The sequence below is a fragment of the Psychroserpens luteolus genome (assembly GCF_021032705.1).
Taxonomy (GTDB): Bacteria; Bacteroidota; Bacteroidia; order Flavobacteriales; family Flavobacteriaceae; genus Psychroserpens; species Psychroserpens luteolus.
In genome coordinates this window covers 339,243-364,041 of record NZ_JAHVXI010000003.1, presented here as the reverse complement: position 1 = coordinate 364,041, position 24,799 = coordinate 339,243, and the positions used below count along the sequence as shown (strand labels likewise).

22 protein-coding genes and 1 tRNA gene are annotated in these 24,799 nt (G+C 34.3%); 7 read left to right on the top strand and 16 right to left on the bottom strand.

All coding sequences use genetic code 11. The annotated features are described in order from the left end of the window. The 5 genes from KWG70_RS10550 to bshB1 form a co-directional block, all read left to right on the top strand. On the top strand, nt 1-5,099 hold a 5,099-nt coding region (locus KWG70_RS10550; protein ID WP_230935986.1), incomplete at its 5' end, for a LamG-like jellyroll fold domain-containing protein. Between the two features lie 134 nt (nt 5,100-5,233). Next, nucleotides 5,234-6,049 (top strand): T9SS type A sorting domain-containing protein, encoded by an 816-nt coding sequence (locus tag KWG70_RS10545; RefSeq protein WP_230935985.1) that lies wholly within the window; start codon nt 5,234-5,236, stop codon nt 6,047-6,049. A 71-nt stretch (nt 6,050-6,120) separates the two neighbouring features. Further along, the gene (locus tag KWG70_RS10540; protein WP_230935984.1) at nt 6,121-7,287 is read left to right on the top strand and encodes a trans-sulfuration enzyme family protein; all 1,167 of its coding nucleotides are present in this window, start codon (nt 6,121-6,123) and stop codon (nt 7,285-7,287) included. Continuing rightward, on the top strand, nt 7,280-8,170 hold the full coding sequence (gene rlmF / locus KWG70_RS10535) for a 23S rRNA (adenine(1618)-N(6))-methyltransferase RlmF (RefSeq protein ID WP_230935983.1): 891 nt from the start codon (nt 7,280-7,282) through the stop codon (nt 8,168-8,170). The genes KWG70_RS10540 and rlmF overlap by 8 nt, the downstream gene beginning before the upstream one ends. Before the next feature lie 43 nt (nt 8,171-8,213). Then, the gene (bshB1, locus tag KWG70_RS10530) at nt 8,214-8,930 is read left to right on the top strand and encodes a bacillithiol biosynthesis deacetylase BshB1 (protein ID WP_230935982.1); all 717 of its coding nucleotides are present in this window, start codon (nt 8,214-8,216) and stop codon (nt 8,928-8,930) included. A 58-nt stretch (nt 8,931-8,988) separates the two neighbouring features. Here bshB1 and KWG70_RS10525 read toward each other — a convergent pair. The 6 genes from KWG70_RS10525 to KWG70_RS10500 form a co-directional block, all read right to left on the bottom strand. Next, nucleotides 8,989-9,062, bottom strand: a tRNA-His gene (locus KWG70_RS10525). Nucleotides 9,063-9,178: 116 nt separating this feature from the next. Next, complete coding sequence (locus tag KWG70_RS10520) at nt 9,179-10,315, bottom strand: sterol desaturase family protein (protein ID WP_230935981.1); 1,137 nt, start codon at nt 10,313-10,315, stop codon at nt 9,179-9,181. A 148-nt stretch (nt 10,316-10,463) separates the two neighbouring features. Next, complete coding sequence (locus KWG70_RS10515) at nt 10,464-12,044, bottom strand: M28 family peptidase (RefSeq protein ID WP_230935980.1); 1,581 nt, start codon at nt 12,042-12,044, stop codon at nt 10,464-10,466. Between the two features lie 95 nt (nt 12,045-12,139). Next, complete coding sequence (locus tag KWG70_RS10510) at nt 12,140-13,177, bottom strand: M28 family metallopeptidase (RefSeq protein ID WP_230935979.1); 1,038 nt, start codon at nt 13,175-13,177, stop codon at nt 12,140-12,142. Between the two features lie 80 nt (nt 13,178-13,257). Beyond that, complete coding sequence (locus KWG70_RS10505; RefSeq protein WP_230935978.1) at nt 13,258-13,599, bottom strand: FUSC family protein; 342 nt, start codon at nt 13,597-13,599, stop codon at nt 13,258-13,260. A gap of 4 nt (nt 13,600-13,603) precedes the next feature. After that, nucleotides 13,604-14,383 (bottom strand): DUF3108 domain-containing protein, encoded by a 780-nt coding sequence (locus tag KWG70_RS10500; RefSeq protein ID WP_230935977.1) that lies wholly within the window; start codon nt 14,381-14,383, stop codon nt 13,604-13,606. 186 nt (nt 14,384-14,569) lie between these two features. Here KWG70_RS10500 and KWG70_RS10495 point away from each other — a divergent pair, with 186 nt between their 5' ends. Beyond that, nucleotides 14,570-15,427, top strand: a complete 858-nt coding sequence (locus tag KWG70_RS10495; protein ID WP_230935976.1) for a universal stress protein — start codon at nt 14,570-14,572, stop codon at nt 15,425-15,427. Nucleotides 15,428-15,588: 161 nt separating this feature from the next. After that, nucleotides 15,589-16,530: a methyltransferase domain-containing protein gene (locus tag KWG70_RS10490; RefSeq protein WP_230935975.1), complete on the top strand. Its 942-nt coding sequence runs from the start codon at nt 15,589-15,591 to the stop codon at nt 16,528-16,530. A 5-nt stretch (nt 16,531-16,535) separates the two neighbouring features. On the opposite strand, the gene KWG70_RS10485 is transcribed toward KWG70_RS10490, so the two are convergent. The 10 genes from KWG70_RS10485 to KWG70_RS10440 form a co-directional block, all read right to left on the bottom strand. Then, nucleotides 16,536-17,207: a hypothetical protein gene (locus KWG70_RS10485; RefSeq protein ID WP_230935974.1), complete on the bottom strand. Its 672-nt coding sequence runs from the start codon at nt 17,205-17,207 to the stop codon at nt 16,536-16,538. Nucleotides 17,208-17,217: 10 nt separating this feature from the next. After that, a complete protein-coding gene (locus KWG70_RS10480; protein WP_230935973.1) occupies nt 17,218-17,667 on the bottom strand; it encodes a hypothetical protein in 450 nt (149 codons plus the stop codon). 64 nt (nt 17,668-17,731) lie between these two features. Beyond that, complete coding sequence (locus KWG70_RS10475; RefSeq protein ID WP_230935972.1) at nt 17,732-18,184, bottom strand: Hsp20/alpha crystallin family protein; 453 nt, start codon at nt 18,182-18,184, stop codon at nt 17,732-17,734. Between the two features lie 102 nt (nt 18,185-18,286). Further along, on the bottom strand, nt 18,287-19,660 hold the full coding sequence (locus KWG70_RS10470; RefSeq protein WP_230935971.1) for an MBL fold metallo-hydrolase RNA specificity domain-containing protein: 1,374 nt from the start codon (nt 19,658-19,660) through the stop codon (nt 18,287-18,289). 1 nt (nt 19,661) lies between these two features. Next, entirely contained in the window at nt 19,662-20,513 is an 852-nt protein-coding gene (locus KWG70_RS10465) for an ATP cone domain-containing protein (RefSeq protein ID WP_230935970.1), read from the bottom strand. A 76-nt stretch (nt 20,514-20,589) separates the two neighbouring features. Continuing rightward, nucleotides 20,590-20,997, bottom strand: a complete 408-nt coding sequence (locus KWG70_RS10460) for a hypothetical protein (protein WP_230935969.1) — start codon at nt 20,995-20,997, stop codon at nt 20,590-20,592. A gap of 12 nt (nt 20,998-21,009) precedes the next feature. After that, the gene (locus KWG70_RS10455; protein WP_230935968.1) at nt 21,010-21,864 is read right to left on the bottom strand and encodes a universal stress protein; all 855 of its coding nucleotides are present in this window, start codon (nt 21,862-21,864) and stop codon (nt 21,010-21,012) included. Nucleotides 21,865-21,934: 70 nt separating this feature from the next. Then, nucleotides 21,935-22,765, bottom strand: coding sequence for a universal stress protein (locus tag KWG70_RS10450; protein WP_230935967.1), 831 nt, complete (start codon nt 22,763-22,765; stop codon nt 21,935-21,937). A gap of 68 nt (nt 22,766-22,833) precedes the next feature. Then, the gene (locus KWG70_RS10445; protein ID WP_230935966.1) at nt 22,834-23,688 is read right to left on the bottom strand and encodes a universal stress protein; all 855 of its coding nucleotides are present in this window, start codon (nt 23,686-23,688) and stop codon (nt 22,834-22,836) included. A 14-nt stretch (nt 23,689-23,702) separates the two neighbouring features. Next, nucleotides 23,703-24,551, bottom strand: coding sequence for a universal stress protein (locus KWG70_RS10440; protein ID WP_230935965.1), 849 nt, complete (start codon nt 24,549-24,551; stop codon nt 23,703-23,705). Nucleotides 24,552-24,799 lie beyond the last annotated feature (248 nt).

Below are 24,799 nucleotides of genomic sequence, written 5' to 3'. Positions count from 1 at the left end.
CACTGACTTATAACACCCAAGGAACCTTTGTGATTAACTGGACCTTTGATGATGGAAATGGTAATGTGATTGTCGTACCACAGAATGTGATTGTTGATGATGTCACAGATCCAACCATACCAACACTGGCTGATGTGACAGGTGAATGTTCAGCCACAGCAACAGCGCCAACAACAAGTGATAACTGTTCAGGAACGCTAACAGGAACCACTAGTGATGCACTGACTTATAACACCCAAGGAACCTTTGTGATTAACTGGACCTTTGATGATGGAAATGGTAATGTGATTGTCGTACCACAGAATGTGATTGTTGATGATGTCACAGATCCAACCATACCAACACTAGCTGATGTGACAGGTGAATGTTCAGCAACAGCAACAGCACCAACAACAAGTGATAATTGTTCAGGAACGCTAACAGGAACCACTAGTGATGCACTGACTTATAACACCCAAGGAACCTTTGTGATCAACTGGACCTTTGATGATGGAAATGGTAATGTGATTGTCGTACCACAAAATGTGATTGTTGATGATGTTTCTGGACCTGCAGTTCCTAATTTACCTACAATTACTGAACAATGTAGTGCTACAGTTTCGGTACCAACAACTACTGATGGTTGTTCAGGAACGATTACGGGAACAACATCCGATCCTTTGACTTATAATACACAGGGTTCATTTGCTATCACTTGGAATTTCGATGATGGAAATGGAAATGCTATTAATGTCGTTCAAAATGTTGTCATCAATGATACAACAGACCCTGTACCTGTTTGTCAGGATTTGACAATTCAATTAGATAATACCAATGGAACGGCCTCAATTACAGGAGCTCAAATAGATAATGGATCAACAGATAATTGCGGTACAGTCAATTTTAGTTTATCACAAAGTTCGTTCGATTGTACTGATATTGGAACAAATGTTATTGTTCTAACTGTGGATGATGGCAATGGAAATTCTGCGATCTGTACATCAACAGTAACAGTAGTGAGTCCAACAATAAGTGGAGGAACAGTATTAGGATATTTAAATAATACAGAAACAGTTGCCGATGCAGATAATTTAGTAGAAGTAACTGCTTGTCCGGATGAGCCACAAAATGCAACCTTTAATTTATCGGGACATACAGGTAATGTCGTGTATTGGCAAGCTTCTACTAATGGAGGATTGATTTGGACAAATATCGCAAATACGACAACATCCTATTATTTTGCTGATATTTTAGAAACAACTTTGATAAGAGCTGTTGTTCAAATAGGCTCTTGTCAGGCAACCTCTTCTATTGTTAGAGTGGTGGTGATTCCACCAGATATTCCACCTACGATTATAGGCCCAGATACATTTGATACCTGTTTAGGAGCCAGTATTACTGTTGAAGCTCAAAGTTCGTTCGCAACTAATCCAGAGCTAAATGATGGTGGAGAATTTAATCAGGCTAATTTGCCGGGTTGGTTAGTTGATGGAAATGATGGTGTTTCAGGATGGAGTGCTTCAGGTAGTAATACATCGCCAACACCATGGCGAGGAATTAGTAATGGTAATGCCAATAATTCAAGTAATATTACTGAAGGTGTGCGATATAAAAACCAAGGAGGCGGTAAGTTTGCTATAACTTATGGTGATTTTGGAGCACCAAATATTACAACGCTTGAAACGGCAGTATTTAACACATTAGGTTTATCATCAGCTAGTATTGATTTTCAATCGGCATATTATTTGCAAGCAGGCGCTATGGGAATTGTTGAACTATCTGTGGATGGCGGTACAACTTATCCAGTTACCTTAATGAGTTTTAGTGGACCAGGTGATTCTGGAGGCTTTGTAAATTTAGGAGGAGGAGCTAATAATGTACCAACCATAGACCTTCAAGATGCAGGGAATTCTGTGTCTCTCGATTTAACTAATTATATTGGATTAACCAACTTAAGAGTAAGGTTCACATTTACATCTACAGTTGGTAGTTCATGGGCAATAGATGGAATTACGATTCCACAAGCACCAGTAGATGAAGTAATCGAATGGGAAGATGGTACAGGAACTGTAGTAACCGTAGGCGCAATGACAACCATAACACCTGTAACCCCAGGTATTCAAACCTATGGTGTGACGTCTTTAATTAATGGCTGTAGAGCTGTAGGTAATGAAGGAACAGAATTTATAGATGTTAATGCAACGCTAGCTTATGCAGGAGAGGATCTTACACAACTGGTAGGAGAATGTGGAGAAGATGTGACTCTAAATGCCTATGATAATAATTTAACTGCCGCTCAAAACATTGTTAATGGTGTGTCTAACCCAGCTGTATTTACAACGGGTACTTATCCAGGAACAGGTGAAGCTGGCGTATGGTCAGCTACTCAAATATCTGCATGTGGCGGAAACTATTCGTTCTCAGATATTGGTAGTCCGACGTCTAAATTTTCAGCAGATCCAGGAACATATCAGTTAACATGGACAGTACCTACAATTGGCTGTTCGGATACTGTTGAAGTTGTTATTCAAAGTTGTCCGACAATAGATTTTGATGGAGCTGACGATTATGTTACGTTTAAGGATAATTATAATTTGTCTAATCAATTCAGTATTGAAACATGGGTGAAACCAGAATCAGTAGTAGGTACTCAAACACTATTTTCAAAACGAGATGCTAATAATTTAGCAACTGGTTATGATTTAAGACTTGTAGGTACGACGGTTCAGTTTAATTGGAATGCCGCAGGAACAATTCAGTCTGCACATCCAATATCAACAAATAGATGGTATCATATTGCAGTGACTAATAATAATGGTAGTTATAGATTATATATTGATGGTATTGAAGTTAGTGCACCTGTCGCTGGATCTGCACCTTCAAGTAACAACATGAATAGTTTTGCAGGAGCCATGGATCAGGCAAATAATGCACCAAACAGACCTGTTAATTATTTTAATGGATGGATGGATGAATTACGTATTTGGAATACAGCGTTAACAACTGCTCAAATTCGTCAGATGATGAACCAAGAAATTCAGGATAATACAGCCGTTAGAGGTGTTGCAGTACCATTGGATATTGCAGGATTGTCTTGGGCTGATCTTGATGGTTACTATCGTATGGATGTGAACTGTGGTACTCTAGTAGCAAATAAAGGAATTAGAGGTCTGTTAAGAAATATGACTTCTGCTCAACAAGAGACAGCACCTTTACCGTATACGTCTCGTGTAGATGGTCAAGATTGGGCAACAGATAATACATGGACAAACTTTAATGTTTGGGATGCACCAAATAGTATTGGAGTTGATGGAGCAACACCTATCGATTGGAATATTGTACAAACGTCTCATGATATCAACTCTGGAAATAAAGACATTATCGTTTTAGGACTTATTTCTGACACACCAAATAAGGTTTTAGATATTAAAGATCCGGGTTCAGCTCAAGATGAGACTAACGACGGACAATCATTACGAATTACGCATTATTTAAAGTTAGATGGTGATATTGACTTATTTGGAGAATCACAATTATTGCAAGATGAAGGCAGTGTTTTAGATGTTACCAGTGCAGGTCGATTAGAACGTGACCAACAAGGAACGGCAAACCTGTATAACTACAATTATTGGGGATCTCCTGTGAGTATAGTGAATACAAGCTCTAATAATACTCCGTTTAACGTTAATGCTGTTTTACGTGACGGTACGAACTCTAATAATCCTCAATCATTGCAATGGATTGGAACACACGATGCTAATGGAACTACATCACCTATTACGATGAGTAGCTATTGGTTATTTGCCTATGAAAACTATCCTTTTGATAGTTATGCATCATGGAGAAGTTTAAGTCAGACAGACAATATCGCTACAGGATTAAGTTTTACCATGAAAGGAAGTGGTGCAGGAAATCCGGTGTCTGACGTACAGAACTATGTGTTTATTGGAAAACCAAATAACGGAACGATTACGACACCTATAACCATTGGAAATCAAGCTTTAATAGGAAATCCGTATCCATCAGCTATAGATGCAAACGCATTTATATTGGATAATATTCCTGGAGGGAACCCTGGAACATCTCAAAGTACAGATGGAACACTTTATTTCTGGGAACATTATACATCCAACTTCACTCATATTCTTGAAGATTATGAAGGCGGTTACGCCACTTATAATTTAACAGGAGGAAACCCAGCTGTTTCACCACCTTTGGTAAGTGGTAATGGAACACCAACAAAATTACCAGGACGTTATGTCCCAATATCACAGGGATTCTTTGTGACCGCTAGTAATGTAGGAGGTAATATCCAGTTTAAGAATAGTCAGCGTGTGTTTGAAAAGGAGACTACTGTAGATTCTGAGTTCTTAAGAACAAGTAATCCTAACCTGTATAGAACGCAACAGCAAGATCCTAATCCAGATGTTCAACGTGTACGATTAGATTTTACAACTGTGGAAGGCGCTGTGAGGCATTTATTATTAGGGTTTATTCCTAATGGTGGTGCTACAGATGGTGTTGATTATGCTTATGATGCTGAAAATTCTGATACAGTATTTCCTAATGATATGTTCTGGAGAATTGAAGGAGGCGATTACACAACGCAAGGCGTAGGTGATTTTGATGACTCTAAACAATATCCTTTAGTGGTCTATGTTAATATGCCAGGATCATATGAGGTTTCGCTTAATGATCTAGAGAATTTTGAAGAGGCTATTAGTGTTTATATTTATGATGCACTATTAGATACGTATACTGAAATTAATAATAATACATTCCAAATTGCTTTAGATGCAGGAACCTATGTCGATCGCTTCTATGTTGCTTTTTCTGCTGAAGCCTTATCCATACCTGAAGAAGATTTGAATCAGCAATTGATTACCTATTTCAATTCAACGCAAGAAATTTTCGTAAAAACGACGTCTCTTTCTGAGGTTAAAAAAGTTAAACTCATTAATCTACTAGGTCAAGAGGTACAGAGTTGGGATAATGTCTCTGATTTTGTACTTGATGATGCTATAAGAATTCCGGCAAAAAGGATATCTGAAGGTACTTATATTATCAAAGTTTACACGACCGATAATACCTATAATAACAAAGTTATTGTAAAGAAATAGTAAAAGAAATCTTACAATTTTTAATCCATTAAATGCATTTCATCGAATATTTATGCATTTAATGGATTTTTTGATGTTTAATTATTACATTGGCGCTTAACTAAAACTAATATTTTCATTAAAGCCCTAATGTAATGAAAACGTTTACCTACTTCTGTTTGGCTATGCTGCTTTGTTTATCATCAAAGTCTATGCATGCTACTTCCACTAATGATTCACCAACGGTGAATTCTCAAGTCCAACGTGTTCGAATTGATATAACCACTCCTTTGGGATATACGCGACATTTATTGCTAGGATTTACACCAGATAATGCAGCCACTGATGGGTTCGATTATGGTTATGATGCGCAAAACATTGACAATTATAGTAACGACTGTAATTGGATTATTGATCACAATCGCTATGTTATTCAAGGTGTTGGTGCATTTCATGAAAGCAAAACCTATCCTTTAGGTTTATTTTTGTCAAATGCTGGAGATGTGGAGTTTTCATTATTAGGATTAGAAAACTTTGAGCATTCGATAGATGTTTATATTTATGACGCACTGGATGGCAGTGTCACTTCGATTTCAAATAACAGTTTAGTAGAAGTCATGTCTTATGGTGAGCATTTAAACCGTTTCTATATTACATTTACTAATGATGTTAATGCAATGGCCTTTGCAAATGACCAGTTGTCTGTTAACGATTTTGATAAGGAAAAAACAGAGATCAATTATATTTCATCAACCAAGGAATTAAAGATTAAAACTGCAAATTCTATTGAGGTACAAGATATTCGTTTGTACAGTATTTTAGGTAAAAAAGTGAAACATTGGAAAAACTTAAAACCGAATACGTCAGGAATCCTAAAAATACCAGTGTCTACTATTTCAAAAGGAACCTATATTGTTAGAGTTACAACAAAAGCTGGAATATCCAATAAGCGGCTTATTATTTCCAATTGATTAAAACTATAGTATATCAATAATTTTTTGACGTTCTTTTCGTAAATTTAGAGTTTACAAATTAGAAGTTTATGTCAAAGAAGAAACTAGGTATACATACCATTTGTACACATGTTGGTGAAATTAAAGATGAGCAATTTAAAGGTGCCATATCACCAATGTACTTATCGACGTCTTATGAGTTTGATAATGTAGATGTAAAGCGGTATCCACGATATTTCAATACACCAAATCAAGAATACTTATCAAAAAAAATAGCGGCATTAGAGCGTGCTGAAGCTGCCATGATTTTTGGAAGCGGAATGGCAGCTATTAGCCATATGTTTTTAGCCTTTTTACAAAAAGGAGATCATATTGTAGTACAAAACACATTGTATGGCGGAACAAGTAATTTTATTCGCGAGGAGTTTCACAAATACGGAATCGAATACACCTTTACAGATGGTTACGCAGTTTCTGATTTTGAAGCAGCGATTCAGTCAAATACCAAAGTGATTCATATCGAAACACCGTCTAATCCGTTGTTAACGATTACCGATATAAAAGCCATTGCTAATTTAGCGAGATCTAGAGGTATTATTTCTACCATTGATAACACATTTGCTAGTCCTGTGAACCAAAATCCATTAGACTTTGGTATTGATGTGGTGATGCATTCGGCAACAAAATACTTGGGAGGTCATAGTGATATTCTTGCAGGAGCAGTTGCTAGTACTCAAGAACATATGGATCGGATTTGGAATGTCTCTAAAAATTTAGGAGGAAGTTTAAGTGATATGACGGTTTGGATGTTAGAACGCAGTATGAAAACTTTGGCACTCCGTGTAAAAGCGCAAACAAAAAATGCCAAGAAGTTGGCTCGTTTTTTAGATAAACATGAAGATATAGCCACAGTGTATTATCCAGGTTTAAAAAGTCATCCACAACACCAATTGGCTAAAGCACAAATGCATGATTTTGGTGCGATGCTATCCTTTGAATTGGTTGAAGGAATAGACGCTATGGCATTTCAGAAGCAGTTGCATTTGATCAAATCTTCTATGAGTTTGGCAGGAGTTGAAAGTACAATGCTGTTGCCTTCGGAAACTTCACACGCATTACTTACACAAGAACAGCGTGATGCTGTTGGTATCAGTAACCAACTCATACGTTTCTCGGTAGGTATTGAAAACTTTAAAGATCTAAAGAATGATATCAAGCAAGCTATAGCTAAAACTAAAATCGCATCGTTTGCATAAACATAACAAACATTCTAAGGGTTATAATTTTGAAGTTTTAAAGGCGAATTCACCTGAATTAGAGGCGTTTGTTTTTAAAAACAACTTTGGAAATGAAACGGTTGATTTTGCTAATCCCAAAGCTGTTAAAGCGCTGAATACTGCTTTGTTGAAGTTGTATTATGGTATTGACTATTGGGAATTTCCCGATGAACATTTATGTCCGCCAATCCCAGGACGTGTGGAATACATTCATTTACTGAACGATCTATTATTAGCATCAGGCTTAGAAAAGAATAGCACTGTATTAGACATAGGAACTGGTGCTACTTGCATTTATCCGTTGTTAGGACATGCAGAATATGGATGGCACTTTATAGCTTCGGAAATTGATAAGCCTGCATTAAAGAACGCTCAAAGGATTATTGATAAAAATAAGCTGAATAATTCTATTGCCTTACGATTTCAGGAGCATAAACAATCTATATTGGATGGTGTTATTGATACTTCGGAAAAGATAACAGCGACCTTATGTAATCCTCCATTTTATAAGAACGAAGCAGAAGCCACAGAAAGCACACAACGTAAGCTAAAAGGGCTTGGAAAAAAAGGCGATAAAAGTATTAGAAATTTTAGCGGAACAGCCCAAGAGTTATGGTATCCAGGAGGAGAGAAAGCATTTTTACATAATTTCCTATATCAAAGTTCTCAGCTAAAAACCAATTGTTTTTGGTACACAAGTTTAGTCTCAAAAAAGGAGCACATCAAATCTATGAAAGCGTCATTGCATAAATTGGGTGCTACAAAAATTGAGGTATTGGACTTGTCTTTGGGTAATAAAATAAGTAGAGTAGTAGCTTGGACTTTTTTATCAGATAAAGAACAACAGGCGTGGAACTTATAAATTCTGTTGGAATTTGTAATTTGCAGATAATTAAATTTAATATATGAAACTAGATATATTGGCATTTGGTGCACATCCAGATGATGTAGAATTAGGCTGTGGTGGAACAGTCGCTAAAGAAGTCGCTAACGGAAAAAAAGTTGGTATTATTGATCTAACACGTGGCGAATTAGGTACACGTGGCACAGCAGAAACTAGAGATGTAGAAGCGCGTGATGCAGCAAAAATATTAGGTGTTACCGTTAGAGAGAATTTAAGTTTTGCTGATGGCTTTTTTATTAATGATAAAAAACACCAATTAGAAATTATTAAAATGGTACGCAAATATCAACCAGATATTGTTTTATGTAATGCGTTTGATGATAGACATATCGATCATGGTAAAGGCAGTAAGCTTGTTAGCGATGCTTGTTTTTTAAGTGGTTTAGTTAAGATTGAAACAATTTTAGATGGAGCACCTCAGGAAAAGTGGCGACCAAAACAAGTGTATCATTATATACAATGGAAGAATTTAGAACCAGATTTTGCCGTAGATATTTCAAGCCATATCGATACAAAAATGGAATCTGTTTTAGCCTATAAGACACAATTTTATGATCCTAATAGTGACGAACCACAAACGCCAATTTCGAGTAAAAACTTTACAGATAGTATTAAATATAGAGCTAGAGACTTAGGACGACTCATTGGAACAGAATATGCCGAAGGCTTTAATGTAGAGCGTTATGTGGCTGTAGATAGCTTGTTTGATTTAAAATAAAACTTAAAATAGGTGTACAAAAAAAGTCTTTAGAATATTCTAAAGACTTTTATTTTTGGGTGGATGATGGGATTCGAACCCACGACCCTTGGTACCACAAACCAATGCTCTAACCAACTGAGCTACAACCACCATGTGTTGTGCATTTTGTAATGCGTTTGCAAATGTACTTTATTTCAGTTTTACTACAAAGATTTTTTTTAAAATAATTATCAATCTATTGTAGTTTTAGATGAGTTGAATGTGTATTAGCGTTCACTTGGATCTTTTAAGTTGTGATGTTCTTGCGGATTTTTTACAAAAGGATAGACAAATTGCCTTGCAAAACCTTTAGGGTATTTTACATCTCCTAATCCTGTACCTTCAGGCCAATCATTGCCTATAGGATAGTAAGTGCCAAAAATCATATCGATAAACGGGAAATGAATCGCAAAGTTTTTATCATATGCTTTTGGATCATCGGAATGATGCCAATGATGGTATTGTGGTGTGACAAATATGTATTTTAAGAACCCAAAATTAATTCGCGTATTGGCATGTGCTAGCACGGCTTGGAAGGATACAATTACGATATAGGTGAAAAAAACTGAGCTATCAAAACCACAAACATATATTGGTATGAACGACATTGCTCTAACGACTACCAAATCGAAAAAGTGTGTTCGTGAACCAGCGAGCCAATCAAGGTTTTTTGTAGAGTGATGTACGGCATGAAAACGCCATAGATATGGAACTTTATGAAAGACATAATGCGCTGTATATTGAAATAGGTCTGATACTAATAATGCTACAAATAATTGTGGTAAAAATGGAATGGATTGAATCGTGTTCTGAAACCCTTCTAAACCAATATTTTTAAACATGGTCACAGCCGGAAATTGAACGATTACACCTATCATTTGTATAAATAAATGACTCACGATGAAGTAAACCAAATCTGTGCGCCATTCACTATGAAATTTTGACTGATTAGAACGTTTAGGTAAAAAGAGTTCAATTGGAATAAACACGATAGCAGATACCAAAACATCAATTAGTAACCAGTCTAAGCCAATAGTAAACGCTTTATCTTGAATGCTAGTACCTTCTGGCAAGGCCGAGCCTAATAGAATGGTAGCTGCAATGATAATAGTTGATATAAAGCCATAACGCTTTTTTTTACTCAAAATAAGGCTAGTAAAGGCGAAAATAAAAGACAAAATCAATACTGCAAGAATGGACCATTTTACGATTTGCGGATTGTAGATATCTCTAAAATCTTTAGTTGTAAATACATCTGGGAAATAGGCACAGATGACAAATCCTAGGGATACAATAGCTAGAAAAATAGAGAGGTAACCACTAATTTTTCCTTCGCCAATTTTTAATCGTTTAGTTTCACTCATACTATATTGGTTATATAAAGAAAGGCTCAAGATAATTAAAAATTTCTCTTGAGCCTTTATTATGCGTTAGCGATAGTAACGACATCCTTTTTGTATACAAAAAGATATAGTGGATAGCGCGACCCTTTAGGGTAACGCCCAAAGTAAATTACTCGCTTTCTGTTTCTGCTTTGTCTACTATAAGTCTTGCATCACGATTGGCAACTTCCCAAGCCGTATAAAACACTAAACGTGTTCTATTCTCTAACAAATCGTATTCGATTTTATCTGGTGTATCAGTTGGTTGGTGATAATCATCATGTGTCCCATTGAAATAGAAAATTACAGGAATATTATTCTTTGCAAAGTTATAGTGGTCACTTCTGTAGTAAAAGCGGTTTGGATCATTCTCATCGTTATATGTATAATCCAATTCAATATTTGTATACTTGGTATTAACCTCTTCTGAAAGGTTATGCAATTCGGTACTTAATTTGTCACTACCAATTAGATAAATATAGTTTCTATCTCCAGTACGCTTAGGATCTGTACGACCAATCATGTCAATGTTTAAATCGGCCACTGTATTTTTTAAAGGAAATATTGGATCGTTATCTGAGTAATGTCTAGAACCTAACAGACCTTTTTCCTCTCCAGTAACATGCAGAAAAAGGATAGAACGTTTTGGACCATCGCCATTATCTGCTGCAGTTTTAAAGGCTTCGGCGATTTCTAAAATAGCTACTGTTCCAGAACCGTCATCATCGGCTCCATTATAGACTTTACCGTCTTTAACACCTTCATGATCTAAATGCGCTGAAATTACTAGGATCTCATCTGGTTTTTCTGTTCCTCTGATAAAGGCAACAACATTTTCAGATTCGACTTGCTCTGATTGACTTTTAATATCAAGAGTGACAGATGATGCTATGTTTTTTGGTTGATCATCATCGTTGATATTTGCGAATAATGCCTTAGCAAGATCTTCGTTAATCATCATAAATAGCGTAGAAGGGTCATTAGATTTTAATGAAATTCTACCAGCTTGGCCAGACTCGGCAACGGCACGAAAATAATTGGCATATCTTTCGAAAAGCGCTGGTTCTAGGTAGAATAAAGCTTTGGCGCCATTGTCTTTGGCAGCATCTCTTTTTGAAGACAACGATCCTCTACCAGAACTCCATTTAGTTTCTTCAGAGGTTCCTGTGGTAACATAGGTCCCATCTGCATTTTTAGGCTCACCAGATTTCGCTAATACAATCTTACCTTTTACATCCAATCCTGAATAATTTGAGTAGTTTTCGGCATCAATACCATAGCCAACATACACGATATTAGACATATCTATGGTTTCTGTTTCAGAAGATCCTAGAATAAGAAAATCTGTAAATTGCTCAAAACTGGTTCCTTTAACCTTTAGCATGGCTTCTGGAGATTTTTGCTTTTGAAGTGGTACTTCTTGAAAATAGTCATCTCCAGATAGAGGAGAAGGAATACCCATTTTCATATATTGTTCTTTAAGATAATTTACAGCTTTTTTTTGCCCTGGCTCTCCAGTTTCACGACCTTCAAATTCATCTGAAGCATAAGTGTAGAGCATTTCTTTTAACTCATCTGAAGTGATGGTGTTTCCATATTCTGTTGGGTCTGCAGGAGGTTTGTTTTCGGCTTGTTTTTTTGTGTTTTGATTTGAACTACCACAACTTACCAAGAGTAAGGTAGCAGCTAAAATTTTGAATGTAGTCTTCATTATTTAAGTGTTACTTAGTTTTGCAAGGCTAATATTACGAAAATTCTTGGTGACTTTTGATATGAGCAGTTAGTCTTTAAGCAAAATTTAACAGCTTAATAAACCTCTTTGTCTACGATGATTCTATTTTCTGAATTTGCTAAATACCAAGCTGTTGCAAATATCAGTTTTGTACGTTTTGCAAGAAGGGCATAATTTATTTTCTCAGGTGTATCTGTAGGTTCATGATAGTCTTCATGTTCACCATTAAAATAAAAAATCACAGGAACGCCTTTTTGTGCAAAATTATAATGATCTGACCTATAGTAATAGCGATTAGGATCATTATCGCTATTGAGTCTATAATCCAATTCGAGATTGGTAAATTCGTTATTAGCTTCTTCTGAAATATAGTGTAGTTCTGTACTTAATCGATCTGCGCCAATAAGGTATAAGTAATTTTCGTTATCAATATGAGAATCGTCGACACGACCAATCATGTCTATATTGAGATTGGCCACAGTATTTGCCATTGAAAATACAGGGTATTGCGTATAATATCTCGATCCGGTAAGTCCTACCTCTTCGCCAGTAAGGTGCAAAAACACAACGCTACGTTTAGGTCTATTACCTTCGTTAACAGCTGTTTTGAACGCTTGAGCCATTTCCATGACAGCTGCTGTTCCTGAGCCATTATCGTCGGCGCCATTAAAGATTTCGGTATCGTTATACCCTTCATGATCTGAATGTGCAGATATAATGATTACTTCATCTGGAAACTCGCTACCTTCAATATAGGCGATAACATTTTGAGAGTCTTTGATGCCTTCAGAAAAGTAAGATTCAGGAATTTGCTGGTAATATTTTGAGCCTAAAGGCGATTTTATGTTTTCGTTGATATAATAATCTTTAATAAATTTTGAAGCTTTATGATGTCCTGGTTCTCCGGCTCTTCTGCCTTTAAAATCATCTGAAGAAAACGCATAAACGTGGGTCTTTAATTCGTCTTCGGTAATTGTATTGAGGTAAGATTGGACCGTTTCGGTATCTTCAAAATAGATACTCTCTTTGAGTTGTTCTATTTTTTCGGTATGTCTAAGTGTTGCGCAAGACCCAACAAGGGTGAGGGATAAAGCAACAAGTTTAACTTTCATTTTCGGATTAAATAAGTGGCTGATTATGATTCAAATAAAATAAAAAAAAAGGTAATACCGAAGTATTACCTCATTTTAATTTATTCACTGTCGAGCTCCTCAAATTCTATATCGTCAAGTTCATCTAAAGATTCTTGTTCGAGTTGATCTTCTTTTTCTTCTAATTGTTCGGTATTTCCGACTTCAGCCTCGGTAAATAATGCCTTATAAGTTGTGAGTGTTAGTGCAATAATTGTCATTAAAAAAATGAGCTGAATAGAACGCTTGTACTGTTTGTTGTCTTTAGAGGTTATTAAAGTTAGCACTCCAAAAATTAATGCAGCAACAGAAGGGATATAAGCAAGTTTTGATAAAGGCGTTACGGCTAAGATTACAGCTAAGATTGCTGCTATAAATCCTAAAATTAAAAATAACTTTTTCATGGTATTAATGTTTTAGTCCGACAGCCGATTTTATCTTTAATTCTCCACTACCAACAGCAATTTTAAATTTGGCATATACTGGGACTTTATTGGCGTCTGCTGTTAGCCATAATACGTTATTATTACTCCCTTTTAGAACATCGCTGTTGTTTATTGAAATAGATAATTTGTAGCATTCTTTTTTACCAATAGCAGTGTTTACAGTTTCCTTGGCTAAATATTTTATAGTCACTATTGATTCTTTATTATCAAATAAGACTTTAAAGTTTTGACTATCACCAATACTTGCTTTATGAATATCTAGGTTTCTAATGTGATATAGTGTGGTCACTAAATCACGAGTTGAACTTCCTATTTTTACTGTTTTTTTCTCTTCCCATTCAGTACCATCACGTCTAGTTTTACGCTTTAAACTTGCAACTGTTTTGGTTTTATGGTTGAATTTATATTTCATAAACTTTTTATAACCACCTTCATAGATATCTCTATTGTACAAATAAGGCGTTAATGTTTTTGGATTCACATAGCTTTCGTACAAATCACGTATTTTGAAAAAACTATCCCACTTACTATAGGTTACTGCAGTACATTTCAATTTCAACAATGTTGATTTTGATGTTTTTACTTCACTGGTTTGCATGGTCACTTCAGCTAACTCGTTAAGGAGACCTTTCATGTTATAAGAAGCACTGTAGGTGAGTTTTTCACCAGCGGCAATAGTTTTATTTTGAGCTAATGAGAAAAATGAGCTCAAGATGACTAATGTAGATAACAATAATTTCATTGTGATACGTTTAGTGTTAATAACGTTTGTATTAACATATATTGTGCCGAAAATACAATGCTTTATCATTTCTTGCTAATATTTTTTTGAAGTTTTTCTTTTCTCTGCGTCAGGCATGAGATGATAAATGTCATAATTTTTTTGAACAAAGCTTAGTAATTTAGAGTAACATCAAAATCACTAATTATGAAAAAGATATTGTTACCAACAGATTTCTCGGATAACTCCCTTAATGCAATTCGTTATGCAATGGCTTTTTATCAAAATGAGCCTTGTAAATTCTATGTGCTAAATATTCAGAAGGTGTCATCATTTGTGTCCGATGATTTGATGGCCATGCAACCTTCGGAGACTATATTTCACTCTTTGATTGATTCTGCCAAGACAAAAGTAAAGACACTCATTAGAACTTTGAAAAAGGACTATCAAAATACGTTACATGAATTTGAAGCAAAAGTAGATTATGACAATTTTATCGATGGAATCAACCAACTTATTGATCTCGAGCAAATTGATATGATCGTTATGGGAACACGAGGGGCTTCAACCATGAGCAAGAAACTATTTGGATCACATACTGTAAGAGTTATTCAACGCTGTTCTTGTCCAGTATTAGCGGTTCCTAATAACTATACATATTCAAAAATAAGTGATATAGCATTTCCATCAAATTATTATACAGCATATAACTCAGAAGATCTCGTACCATTAATTAATTTGGTTGAGCTCAATAACTATAATGTACACATCATTCATGTTAAGGATTCGGAACATCTTACTGAATATCAAGAAAATAACAGAGCGTATTTGGACTCTTGTTTTTCAAAAGTTAATCACTCATTTGTAGAGCTAGAAGAGGATAAATTGTTCAAAGTGATTACCAATTATATTAATGACAATGATATAGGTTTATTGACTATGATGAGTAGAAAACATTCATTTTTAGAGCGATTATTTGTGACGCATCCTGCCGAGAGTTTTGCATTCAATTTGAAAGTGCCATTACTTGTCATGGAGAATACTGGATCATTCTATATAAAGTGATATTATGCTCATGCAGAACATGTGATTTGTCTAACCGCTTTATTTTTAGTAATTTAGATGAAATTAGCTCCACATTCTTCATAAAATCAAACTACTTCAAAGGCGGCATTATCTGATAAGGGTTTTGCAAATAATAAGTAAATCGATTAATCTATATCATTGTGTTAGACAAATATAAAAGCCTCACTAAAGGGTATCTCAAAGGAAGGATAAGAGCTACGGCTAAGTTCTTTATAAATAATTCTGCTTTAGCTAGAAGTATTCTTATTAATAAAGAGTATGCCGCTAGTAAGAGTGAATATTGCTATAATATTTGGATGCAACATTTTGGAAACTGGCGTAAATTAAATGACAGTGTTCCAGATGTAGTTATCGAAATTGGCTCTGGTAATTCTTTGGGAGTAGGTCTTTCAGCATTGTTGTCAGGAGCTTCAAAATTTTATGCTTTGGAGAAAACTCAATTTTGGAATGATTCCACCAATTTGAGAATTTTTGACGAATTGGTAGAACGTTTTCAAAAGCAGATTAATTCTAACAACAGGGAAGAAAATTCTATTGGTCATCTCTTAACCATTGAACATTTAGAGACATGTTTGGAGAAAGACAGAATAGAAAAAATTAGAAATGAACTAGAGCATCCTCATGATCCAAATAATACCTTTGTGAGGTCTATAATTCCTTGGTCAGATAAAAAACATATTGAGGATCATACAGTAGATCTCATATGTTCTCATACAGTTTTACAACATATCAACGACTTAGATTTTATGTATGAAAAAATGAATCGTTGGTTAAAAAAGGACGGTTGTATTTCTCATACCATAGATTTAAGGTCATTGAACACCTCTAAACTTTGGAATGGTCATTGGACTTATAGTGTCAAAGAATGGAAGATTGTTACTGGAGGCATTAATTTAATTAATAGAGAGCCTATTTCTACACATTTAAATTTGCTGAAAAAGTATAACTTTGAAATTAGATTTAAGAAGATTACAACAATGAAAAACAAGTTGCTAAGGAGCGAACTTGCTGAACGGTATCGCGACTTAAAAGAAATAGACTTGACATCTTCTGGATTGTATTATTTTGCACAGGTCAACTGATTTTGCTAATTGACAACAGCGTCTTTAATGTCTTCTTTTTGTGTGTTTATGCGGTTTATTAATTGTTCTTCTTCTAAAACAACAATGACTAATCTCACATAATCATTTACAGCCTTTTCTATCGATTCAGGATCTGTGATATCGATGTAACCTTTCCATATAAGCTCTCTATCTTTTGTAGGGCAAATACAATACATAGACGTTTCGGCCTTATAGATCTTATAATCTTCGTAATAATCTGGATTAAAAAACACATCCTGATACATTAAATATTCATCTTTGAATTTTCGATACGTTTCATCTCGACCTTTATAATTTTTTCGATACTTGATCTTGTCTTCTACACCAATAATCTTTGTAAATAAAATGGTGTCAAACCCATCTGCAATTAACTGACTTTCTAAGGCGATTAATTCATCTTCGGTCATCTTATCCGTTTTAGGTGTTAGATCTAATACATTTAATCCCATAACTGCTTCAGAACCTCTAAGTTCTAGTTCATTCTTAAGTTTCGTTTCAAATTTATCTCTTGCTCCATAATCAGAAGTTAAGCCAACAACAAGAACCTTATAAGGCTCATAAATACCAATGTCTGGATTTCTCCAATGATCGACTAACTGTGTTGAAGAACAGTTTGCTAATAGCAATAGAATACATATGTAAAGTAGTTTTTTCATGATACTAACATTATTTTTTATCAATTAGATGGTCTTGCTTTTCGTCTCTCTTCATATTTTTTATGAGATCAAAAAGTTGAGTTTTTAAGGTTTTATACTCTTTTAAAAACTCATTAATAATATCTACCAGACCTTTATGTGCTTTTGTATAGGCGCTTTCTTCTTTGATTTGATCTACACCATCAACCATGATCTGTAGTTCATTTTCATGGGTTTTGACAACCTCAATTAGGAGGTCGTTTTGCTTTTGAGATTTATAGAGTTCATCAATAATCTCTTTCGTATCTGAAAACCGTTTGGAAGCTATTAATTGTGACGTATATGTTGTAATTAGGTCTTCAAAGAAGCGGTGTTCATCTTTTATGAAATTTAATTCTGAAAGCCATTCTTTAGAAGCCTCGTGCATTTGATCTGCACTTAGCCATTCAATGTAATGTGCGTGTGTTTGTATCGTTTTCATGATATCATCTTTATATTTGAAAGCAGAACGCAGTCCCTCAAACCGCGATCTGCTTTCTTGCTAATTAAAGCACTTCTATCTTTTTCTTAAACGCTTCTTTTGCTTCGTCTTTCTTTTTAAGATTTAATTTTAAAATACCATTCTTATAAGTGGCTTTTACATCTTGATCAAGATTAACTGATTTTGGCAGTGTAAGTGATCTTTTGAAAGAATTATAGCTAAATTCACGTCGTGTATAATCTTCTTCTTTTTTCTCCTCTTCTTTCTTTTTCTCTCCGCAAACATTAAGAATATTTTCATCGATCGTAACTTCAAAATCTGTTTTTGAAAAGCCTGGTGCGGCAAATTCAATTTCGTAATCGTTATCGTGTTCTTTTACATTCATTGCTGGCATAAGACTATCTTCTTCAAAGAAGTCTGTATGAAAGAAATCATCTGAGCTTAGAAAATCTTTAAGTTTATCATTACTCCATGAAGGAAATAATCTATTTCTGTTGTTAAATTTGATAAGTGACATAATTTTAATTTTTTGTTATACTTAATTTCCTGTTTGAAATGTACTATTGAAATGTGTTTTTTGAAATGATAATTATCAGTTAGAGGTTCTATTTTAACTGTTTTAGATCATAACCTTTTTAACGTCTGTTAGTTTAGGAATACTCACATTCCAATGATAGATGTCTTGTATTTTTAGTCTAAAAACATCTAAAGCTGTAGCTTCTCCATGAATTAAATAGACCTCTTCGGGAATGTTTTTAATACCGCTCATCCACTTTATTAAATCTTGTTGATCTGCATGAGCTGATAGGCTTTCAATATGTTTTATGGTTGCTTTTACAGGATAATATTTGCCGAAAATTTTTATTTCATGAGCGCCTTCTTGTAGTTGTCTACCCCGTGTACCTTCAGCTTGAAAACCTACTAATAGAACCGTAGTTGATGACTCATCTATAAGCTGTTGCAAATAAGTGAGCACACGTCCACCAGTGACCATACCACTTCCTGCTACTATAATTTTAGACCGTTTATCGTCTATAGTTTCCCAAGTTTCCTTATACGATTGAATAATAGTAACATGATTGCACATAGCGTTATAATCTGACATGGATAACTTATGCCATTTTGGGAAACGTTTAAAAACCTCCAGAACATTATTTCCCATAGGACTATCTATGAAAATAGGAATGTTAGGAATTTTGTTTTTCTTGTAAAGCGTCCATAAAATATACATGAGTGTTTGCAAACGCTCTACAGCAAAACTTGGGATTATTAGATGTTCTTTTTTATGAATTGTATCACTAATAAGAGCAGTTAGAATAGACTCTACGTCTTCTGAAGGATGCAGCTTATTTCCATATGTACTCTCCATAAATAAGACATCTGCCCATTCTGGAGTTTTTGGGTCGTCTAACAAGTAATCATTGCATCTACCAATATCTCCTGAAAATACAAAGCGTTTACCATTGATATCTAACTCTATGAAAGTTGCTCCAATTATATGACCATTGTATTGAAACCTATAGGATATGTGTTCAGATAGCACCATCCATTTATCTTCAATTTCTATCTGAAATAATCTAAGCGTATGCTCAGCTTCCCTTATCGTATAAAAGGGTAAAGCGGGATCATGACTTGAATACTTCTCAATATTAGCTTTTTTAGCTTCTTCCTCATGAATTTTAGCACTATCCTTGAGTATAATCTCTGCTATAGCTAATGTAGGAGCAGTACCCATAATTTTTCCTTTAAACCCTTGTTGCACTAAACGAGGTAAATAGCCTACATGATCTAAATGACCATGCGTAAGTAAAACGACATCAATGGTACTCACATCAATTGGCAGATTGTTCCAATTTAAAGCTCTTAGCTCTTTAAGTCCTTGAAACATTCCGCAGTCTATTAAGATATTCTTTTCTGATGTTTGAATTAGGATTTTTGATCCAGTGACAACACCAGCTGCGCCTAAAAAGTTTATACGTACAAATTTTTCCATATTAGAAGTTCTTTTGATCACAGAGGCATGAGACTTCATCGAGAATTTTTTCTTTCCTTATTTCTGATATACCTAAATGATCTAGGTAGAAATTGTCATACAATAGTTCGCGGCAGAGTACAACATCTCTGCTTAATAAAAATTGTTTTTCTCTGTTGGTTAATAGTGTTGAGACTGTTATAGGGTATAATCCTAATCTATCAATTCTATCTTTTAAGCCATTGTTTTTTGGATAATCCCAACTCAATAAATACAAGCCCACACAATTACCATAGGTTAAGGCATCTTGTGTAAATCTCGTATTTGTTACCACCCAACCTTGAGTTAATAGCGTTTGATTCTTTGATATTTTGGCCCAATTAGCTTTTACATCCTGATAGCGAGAGTTGATATATAACGGAATTTTGACATTGCATTTGAGACCTTGCTCGCCATGAAATTTGCACTCGATTATGGTCGCTTCAGAATTTTTAAAGGCTAAAACATCTATTTCGTGAGAAACACATTTTCCTTGTAATGTCTTACTTACTTCGGTTTTATAGCCAGAGTAATTTAAAACTGCACTTACAAAACGCTCAAAAGGAAATCCGGTGGGACCAAGTTCATATATGGCTTTTTTTAGCTTGTATTTTGAAGCGAGGTGACTTTTACTCTTTTTAAGTAGAGCGAATGCTCGATTGTAAATTTCTCTTGTGGATATGCCTTGATAGAGTTCGTCACGAACTGTATCAAGAATTTGATCAATAATAGTTGCACTAGCTCCAGTTCTCTTTAAAGATGAACGTAGTTTTTCTAATGAAAATTTTACTTTTTCACCTGATGATTTGGTTATCTCTAAATTTTTGATTTCCATAATTGACTTAAAAAAAACTGCCATAATCAAATAGATCATGGCAGTTTCACTTCACTAACTAATAAAATATCGAAAACTAATTCGACTTAAAAAAGTCTCTTACCCATGCCTTGACTTGATTGTCTGTCATGCTATCTGCCTTTTGCACACCTTTTATTTTTGTACCCAAAGGCTTATAATTCTTTTGTAATTCTTCACTAAATTTTTCATTGGTTCCTGCAGGTCCAAAAATCACTAATGCATCTGTGTCTTTAATTTCATCAACAATAGTTTTAAAGTATTGTTTAAGTTGATGCTTTTCCCGTTCTAAATATTTGCTGTCTTGCACTACATCCTGTGGACCACCTTTAAACCGTGTTCCAGATCCACCATGAATACGGTAATGTTCTATATTAGATGGAATGGTTTGTAATGTTTCTTGCTCCTTTTCAATGGTAACAATGAGCGCTTTGTCTTTATCTAACCAGATGCCTGTACGTTTCATTTTTAATGTTTTTTAGTTTTTTAAATCATGCATTACCATAATGGGTACTCTTGAGTGAAAGGTGATATCTTTAACTAATGGGTTTGTTAGCATACTTCCAAAAAAGGCATGTTTTTTATTTATAAACGCAACCATGTCACTCTCTCTACTTTCAACAAAAATGGTTATTGCGGTTTCAATTGAGCAATGTGGTAGTGTATGATGTTTGTAATTAGTGCCTTCTAAAATGTCTTCAAGTAATTGCTTTTTCTCTTTTTGATTTTTATCCAATTCATTTTGTTCTAAAACATGTAGAACAATAATAGTGGCGTCACATTTTTTGGCGATGTCGGTCAAATACTTAAGCTCACGTCGTTTAAAATTGATTTTATAATCTGTAGGAAATACGATTTCTTTGGGTAATATTTTCTTAGCATTTTGCGGAACGACAATTACTGGACAATTACGCACTTTTTCCATGACATTAATTGCGGTACTGCCAAAGGCAGTGGCTCTAGAGTACGTTTCTCCTTTGCTACCCATAACAATCATCTCTATATCTTTTTTCTCTACGACATCTTTAATAGCAGTAACGGGATTATTAAACACTGAAATTGTTTTGAATTGATGCTTAGGATTGTCATATTCTCCCATTGCAATCATATCATATACCTTAGCTAGTCCATTTTCAGAATGTAGTTTTGCAGTTTGATACAATTCGCTTCCAGGTTCCATGTTTAATAAGCTTTCCATAATATTGCTGGTCGCAGAAAACACATTGAGTAGATAAAAATCACAATGGTCATTTTCGTATAGCTTTATAGCATAATGTAAGGCTTGCATTGCGTTTTTAGAAAAGTCTGTAGGTATTAACACTTTATGCTTCATGATGTTTTTAATGTTTATATTGTAAAAGTACTTCACAGATATAAGATGCAAAATGATATATATCAGATTGTTATTCTGAAATAACTAAAAATGGAATTATGGGATGAAACCCAATTTTTTTGATAATAGGTTCTTTTATAATGCTCTCAATAAAACTGTGTTTATAATTTATCATGGCTAACATATCTACTTCTAATAACGCAATGAAATCATTAATTTCATCTGTTTTTTTAGCATAATTTGGCATGAAATGAAAACTCGTATTATAGTGTTCTAGATAGTTTTTAAGCATGGTCATATTATAGTCTTGGATATCTGTCAACTTGTCTTTGGATAGAATACAAACTGGTAAAATCTTAGAATCAAATAGATCTGCTAGATCCTTTAGTGGTCTTAATTCCTTATCGTCATAAAACCTAGTGTAATCTGTGGGAAATGCTATTTGCTTAGGCGGTACAAAGTTAAACTCGTCTGGAACCACTAGAATAGGGCAGCCTTTCACTTTTTTTATAATTCGTACGGTATTGCTTCCGAAGAAAAATTCTTTGGCACCTGTTGCACCTTTTGTTCCCATAACCATCAAGTCGATTTGATATTTTTTTATTGATGATTTTACAGCAGTCTCAATGTCACTAGAACTTAAAATGATTTCAAACTCATGATTTGCATTGGCGTTTGAAACTTCAGCCATAGTTTTCAATTCTACAAGTTCTTTCATGGCATTTTCAGACATAACCTTCAATAATTTATTTGAAAAATTTGACATTGTTGAAACGCTCATTTTTGTAGAGTGTAAAAAATAGAATTTACATTCAACTTCAGCATATAGTTTTAACGCATACACAATAGCGCTCCACGCATTATCTGAAAAATCTGTTGGGAATAAGATGTTTTTTTTCATGGCTATATGTTTTAAATTATAATTTGAAAATTAAGATTTACAATTAGGCTATGAAATGATATAAATCACTAATGTTCTATCTTTTTTGGAGGAATCACTAAGAATGGAATATTTAAATGAAATCCAATTTGATTAATGGTATTCTTGAAAAATAAGTTTTCAAAAAAGGAATGTTTATTATTAATCATGACCAATAAATTAATTTTATACTTCACCTGAAATGCATTAATTCCTTCTAAAATATTCATGCTCTTGATATCATGAAATAAAAAGGCTGTGTCCTCAAACATTAACTCTAGTCTTGATTTATTCTTTTCTTGTAAATCGGTTAAGTCATAACCTGTTGAAATGTGCATGGCGTTAACTCTAGAATGATGGGATTTTGCTATATCATGAAGAATATCTAAGTGTGTTTTATTATAATCTACTTCTAAATCTGTAGGAAATAGAACTTCATGAGGTGATTCATATTCAAAACCAAATGGGATGGCTAGAATAGGACATTTGATTTCTTTAAACACATGTACAGTATTTGATCCAAACAATATTTCTTTGGCACCAGTTGCACCTTTGGTTCCCATCACAATCAGATCAATAGGGTGTTTCTCCATAAATGCTTTAATGCCAGATGTTAGGGTGTCAAACCTAGCTTCGGTTTCAAATGTATGCTTTGGATTAATTCCAAATTCTTCTTTGATTTTCGAAACCGTCTCATTTAAGTTCTCTTGAGCATTAGTTCTTATCACATCTCCTAAGCCAAATTGAGCCGGATAACCCAATACATATTCGACATGATAAATAACAGGAGTATACGCATTCAATAAGTAAAAGGTGGAATCCTCATTTTTAAATAATGTAATGGCATATGTAATGGCATTCCATGCGTTTTCAGAAAAATCGGTAGGTAATAGAATATGTTTCATGATACTTTGTTTTATTATGATCGTGCTGAATTCTGCATTGCTAAAAGAGGTATTTCCAATCCTAAACTCACCTTATCTATTGTTGAAGGAAATAGCATGTCTTCTAAAAATGAATGTTGCGTATTGACCATTGTTAAGATGTCTATATTGTTATCTTTTATATAGTTTTTAATGATCTCGGCTATTTTTTTACTGTCTTCATGATAAAAATTAACCTGATTATCCTTTAATGTGTTTTTTATGAATGCTTGATTATCTTCTTGCCGTATTGATAGTTTATCACTTTTAGAGATGTATAAAACATCTATGACGCTCCTGTATGACTTTGCTAGCTCAGACAAGAGTTTCAATTCTCGACGCTTATACGGAATTAGATAGTTAGTTGGAAATAATATGTGTTTGGGCTGAGTATTGGTATAATTTGATGGTATGGCCAATACAGGACATTGCACATATTTTAATACTTGGAATGTATGACTTCCAAATACAATATGGCGTTCATCAGATTTGCCCTTTGTTCCCATTACAATCAGATCGATGTTTCTTGCTTCTGCTATTAAGTTTGCTTCCTCAACGAGTGTGCTATACGATGAAATAGTATGATAGGTAAATCTCGGATTTGGAGCAATGCTTTTAACCTCTTCTAATAATTTTTCTAAGTTGGCTTGTGATGTAGTTCTAATTGTATTTAAAACATCTTCAAAGACCTCTCGAGAGGTTAGGTCTTCATGATCATAAAATTCATTTTGATACGCATGCATAAAATAGAATTGTGTTTTTTGGTATTTAAAAAACTCCAAGGCATATTTAATGGCATTCATTGAATTTTCAGAGAAATCGGTAGGGAGAAGTATTGAAAACATCTGTACAAAGTTTAAGTGTTAATTGTAAAATTAGGTTGTAGATGATGCAAAAACAATGATATATATCAGATGGATACTTACTGGTGAGATGTGTAATTATCTTGTATTAAGTAAACCAAGAAAGCCAAACGTAGGCGTTTGGCTTTCTTAAAGTTGAGAATCCCCACTCTCAATATGATAGTCACCCTAAAATGACACTATAAATATAATTTTAACTTAATTCTCATACAATGATATCTATCAGTTTT

Excerpts from the sequence above, each read along its gene's own strand:
- KWG70_RS10545 (WP_230935985.1), top strand. The coding sequence starts at position 5,234 with ATGAAAACGTTTACCTACTTCTGTTTGGCTATGCTGCTTTGTTTATCA.
- KWG70_RS10540 (WP_230935984.1), top strand. The coding sequence starts at position 6,121 with ATGTCAAAGAAGAAACTAGGTATACATACCATTTGTACACATGTTGGT.
- bshB1 (WP_230935982.1), top strand. The coding sequence starts at position 8,214 with ATGAAACTAGATATATTGGCATTTGGTGCACATCCAGATGATGTAGAA.
- KWG70_RS10520 (WP_230935981.1), bottom strand. The coding sequence starts at position 10,315 with ATGAGTGAAACTAAACGATTAAAAATTGGCGAAGGAAAAATTAGTGGT.
- KWG70_RS10515 (WP_230935980.1), bottom strand. The coding sequence starts at position 12,044 with ATGAAGACTACATTCAAAATTTTAGCTGCTACCTTACTCTTGGTAAGT.
- KWG70_RS10510 (WP_230935979.1), bottom strand. The coding sequence starts at position 13,177 with ATGAAAGTTAAACTTGTTGCTTTATCCCTCACCCTTGTTGGGTCTTGC.
- KWG70_RS10505 (WP_230935978.1), bottom strand. The coding sequence starts at position 13,599 with ATGAAAAAGTTATTTTTAATTTTAGGATTTATAGCAGCAATCTTAGCT.
- KWG70_RS10500 (WP_230935977.1), bottom strand. The coding sequence starts at position 14,383 with ATGAAATTATTGTTATCTACATTAGTCATCTTGAGCTCATTTTTCTCA.
- KWG70_RS10495 (WP_230935976.1), top strand. The coding sequence starts at position 14,570 with ATGAAAAAGATATTGTTACCAACAGATTTCTCGGATAACTCCCTTAAT.
- KWG70_RS10485 (WP_230935974.1), bottom strand. The coding sequence starts at position 17,207 with ATGAAAAAACTACTTTACATATGTATTCTATTGCTATTAGCAAACTGT.
- KWG70_RS10480 (WP_230935973.1), bottom strand. The coding sequence starts at position 17,667 with ATGAAAACGATACAAACACACGCACATTACATTGAATGGCTAAGTGCA.
- KWG70_RS10475 (WP_230935972.1), bottom strand. The coding sequence starts at position 18,184 with ATGTCACTTATCAAATTTAACAACAGAAATAGATTATTTCCTTCATGG.
- KWG70_RS10470 (WP_230935971.1), bottom strand. The coding sequence starts at position 19,660 with ATGGAAAAATTTGTACGTATAAACTTTTTAGGCGCAGCTGGTGTTGTC.
- KWG70_RS10465 (WP_230935970.1), bottom strand. The coding sequence starts at position 20,513 with ATGGAAATCAAAAATTTAGAGATAACCAAATCATCAGGTGAAAAAGTA.
- KWG70_RS10460 (WP_230935969.1), bottom strand. The coding sequence starts at position 20,997 with ATGAAACGTACAGGCATCTGGTTAGATAAAGACAAAGCGCTCATTGTT.
- KWG70_RS10455 (WP_230935968.1), bottom strand. The coding sequence starts at position 21,864 with ATGAAGCATAAAGTGTTAATACCTACAGACTTTTCTAAAAACGCAATG.
- KWG70_RS10450 (WP_230935967.1), bottom strand. The coding sequence starts at position 22,765 with ATGAAAAAAAACATCTTATTCCCAACAGATTTTTCAGATAATGCGTGG.
- KWG70_RS10445 (WP_230935966.1), bottom strand. The coding sequence starts at position 23,688 with ATGAAACATATTCTATTACCTACCGATTTTTCTGAAAACGCATGGAAT.
- KWG70_RS10440 (WP_230935965.1), bottom strand. The coding sequence starts at position 24,551 with ATGTTTTCAATACTTCTCCCTACCGATTTCTCTGAAAATTCAATGAAT.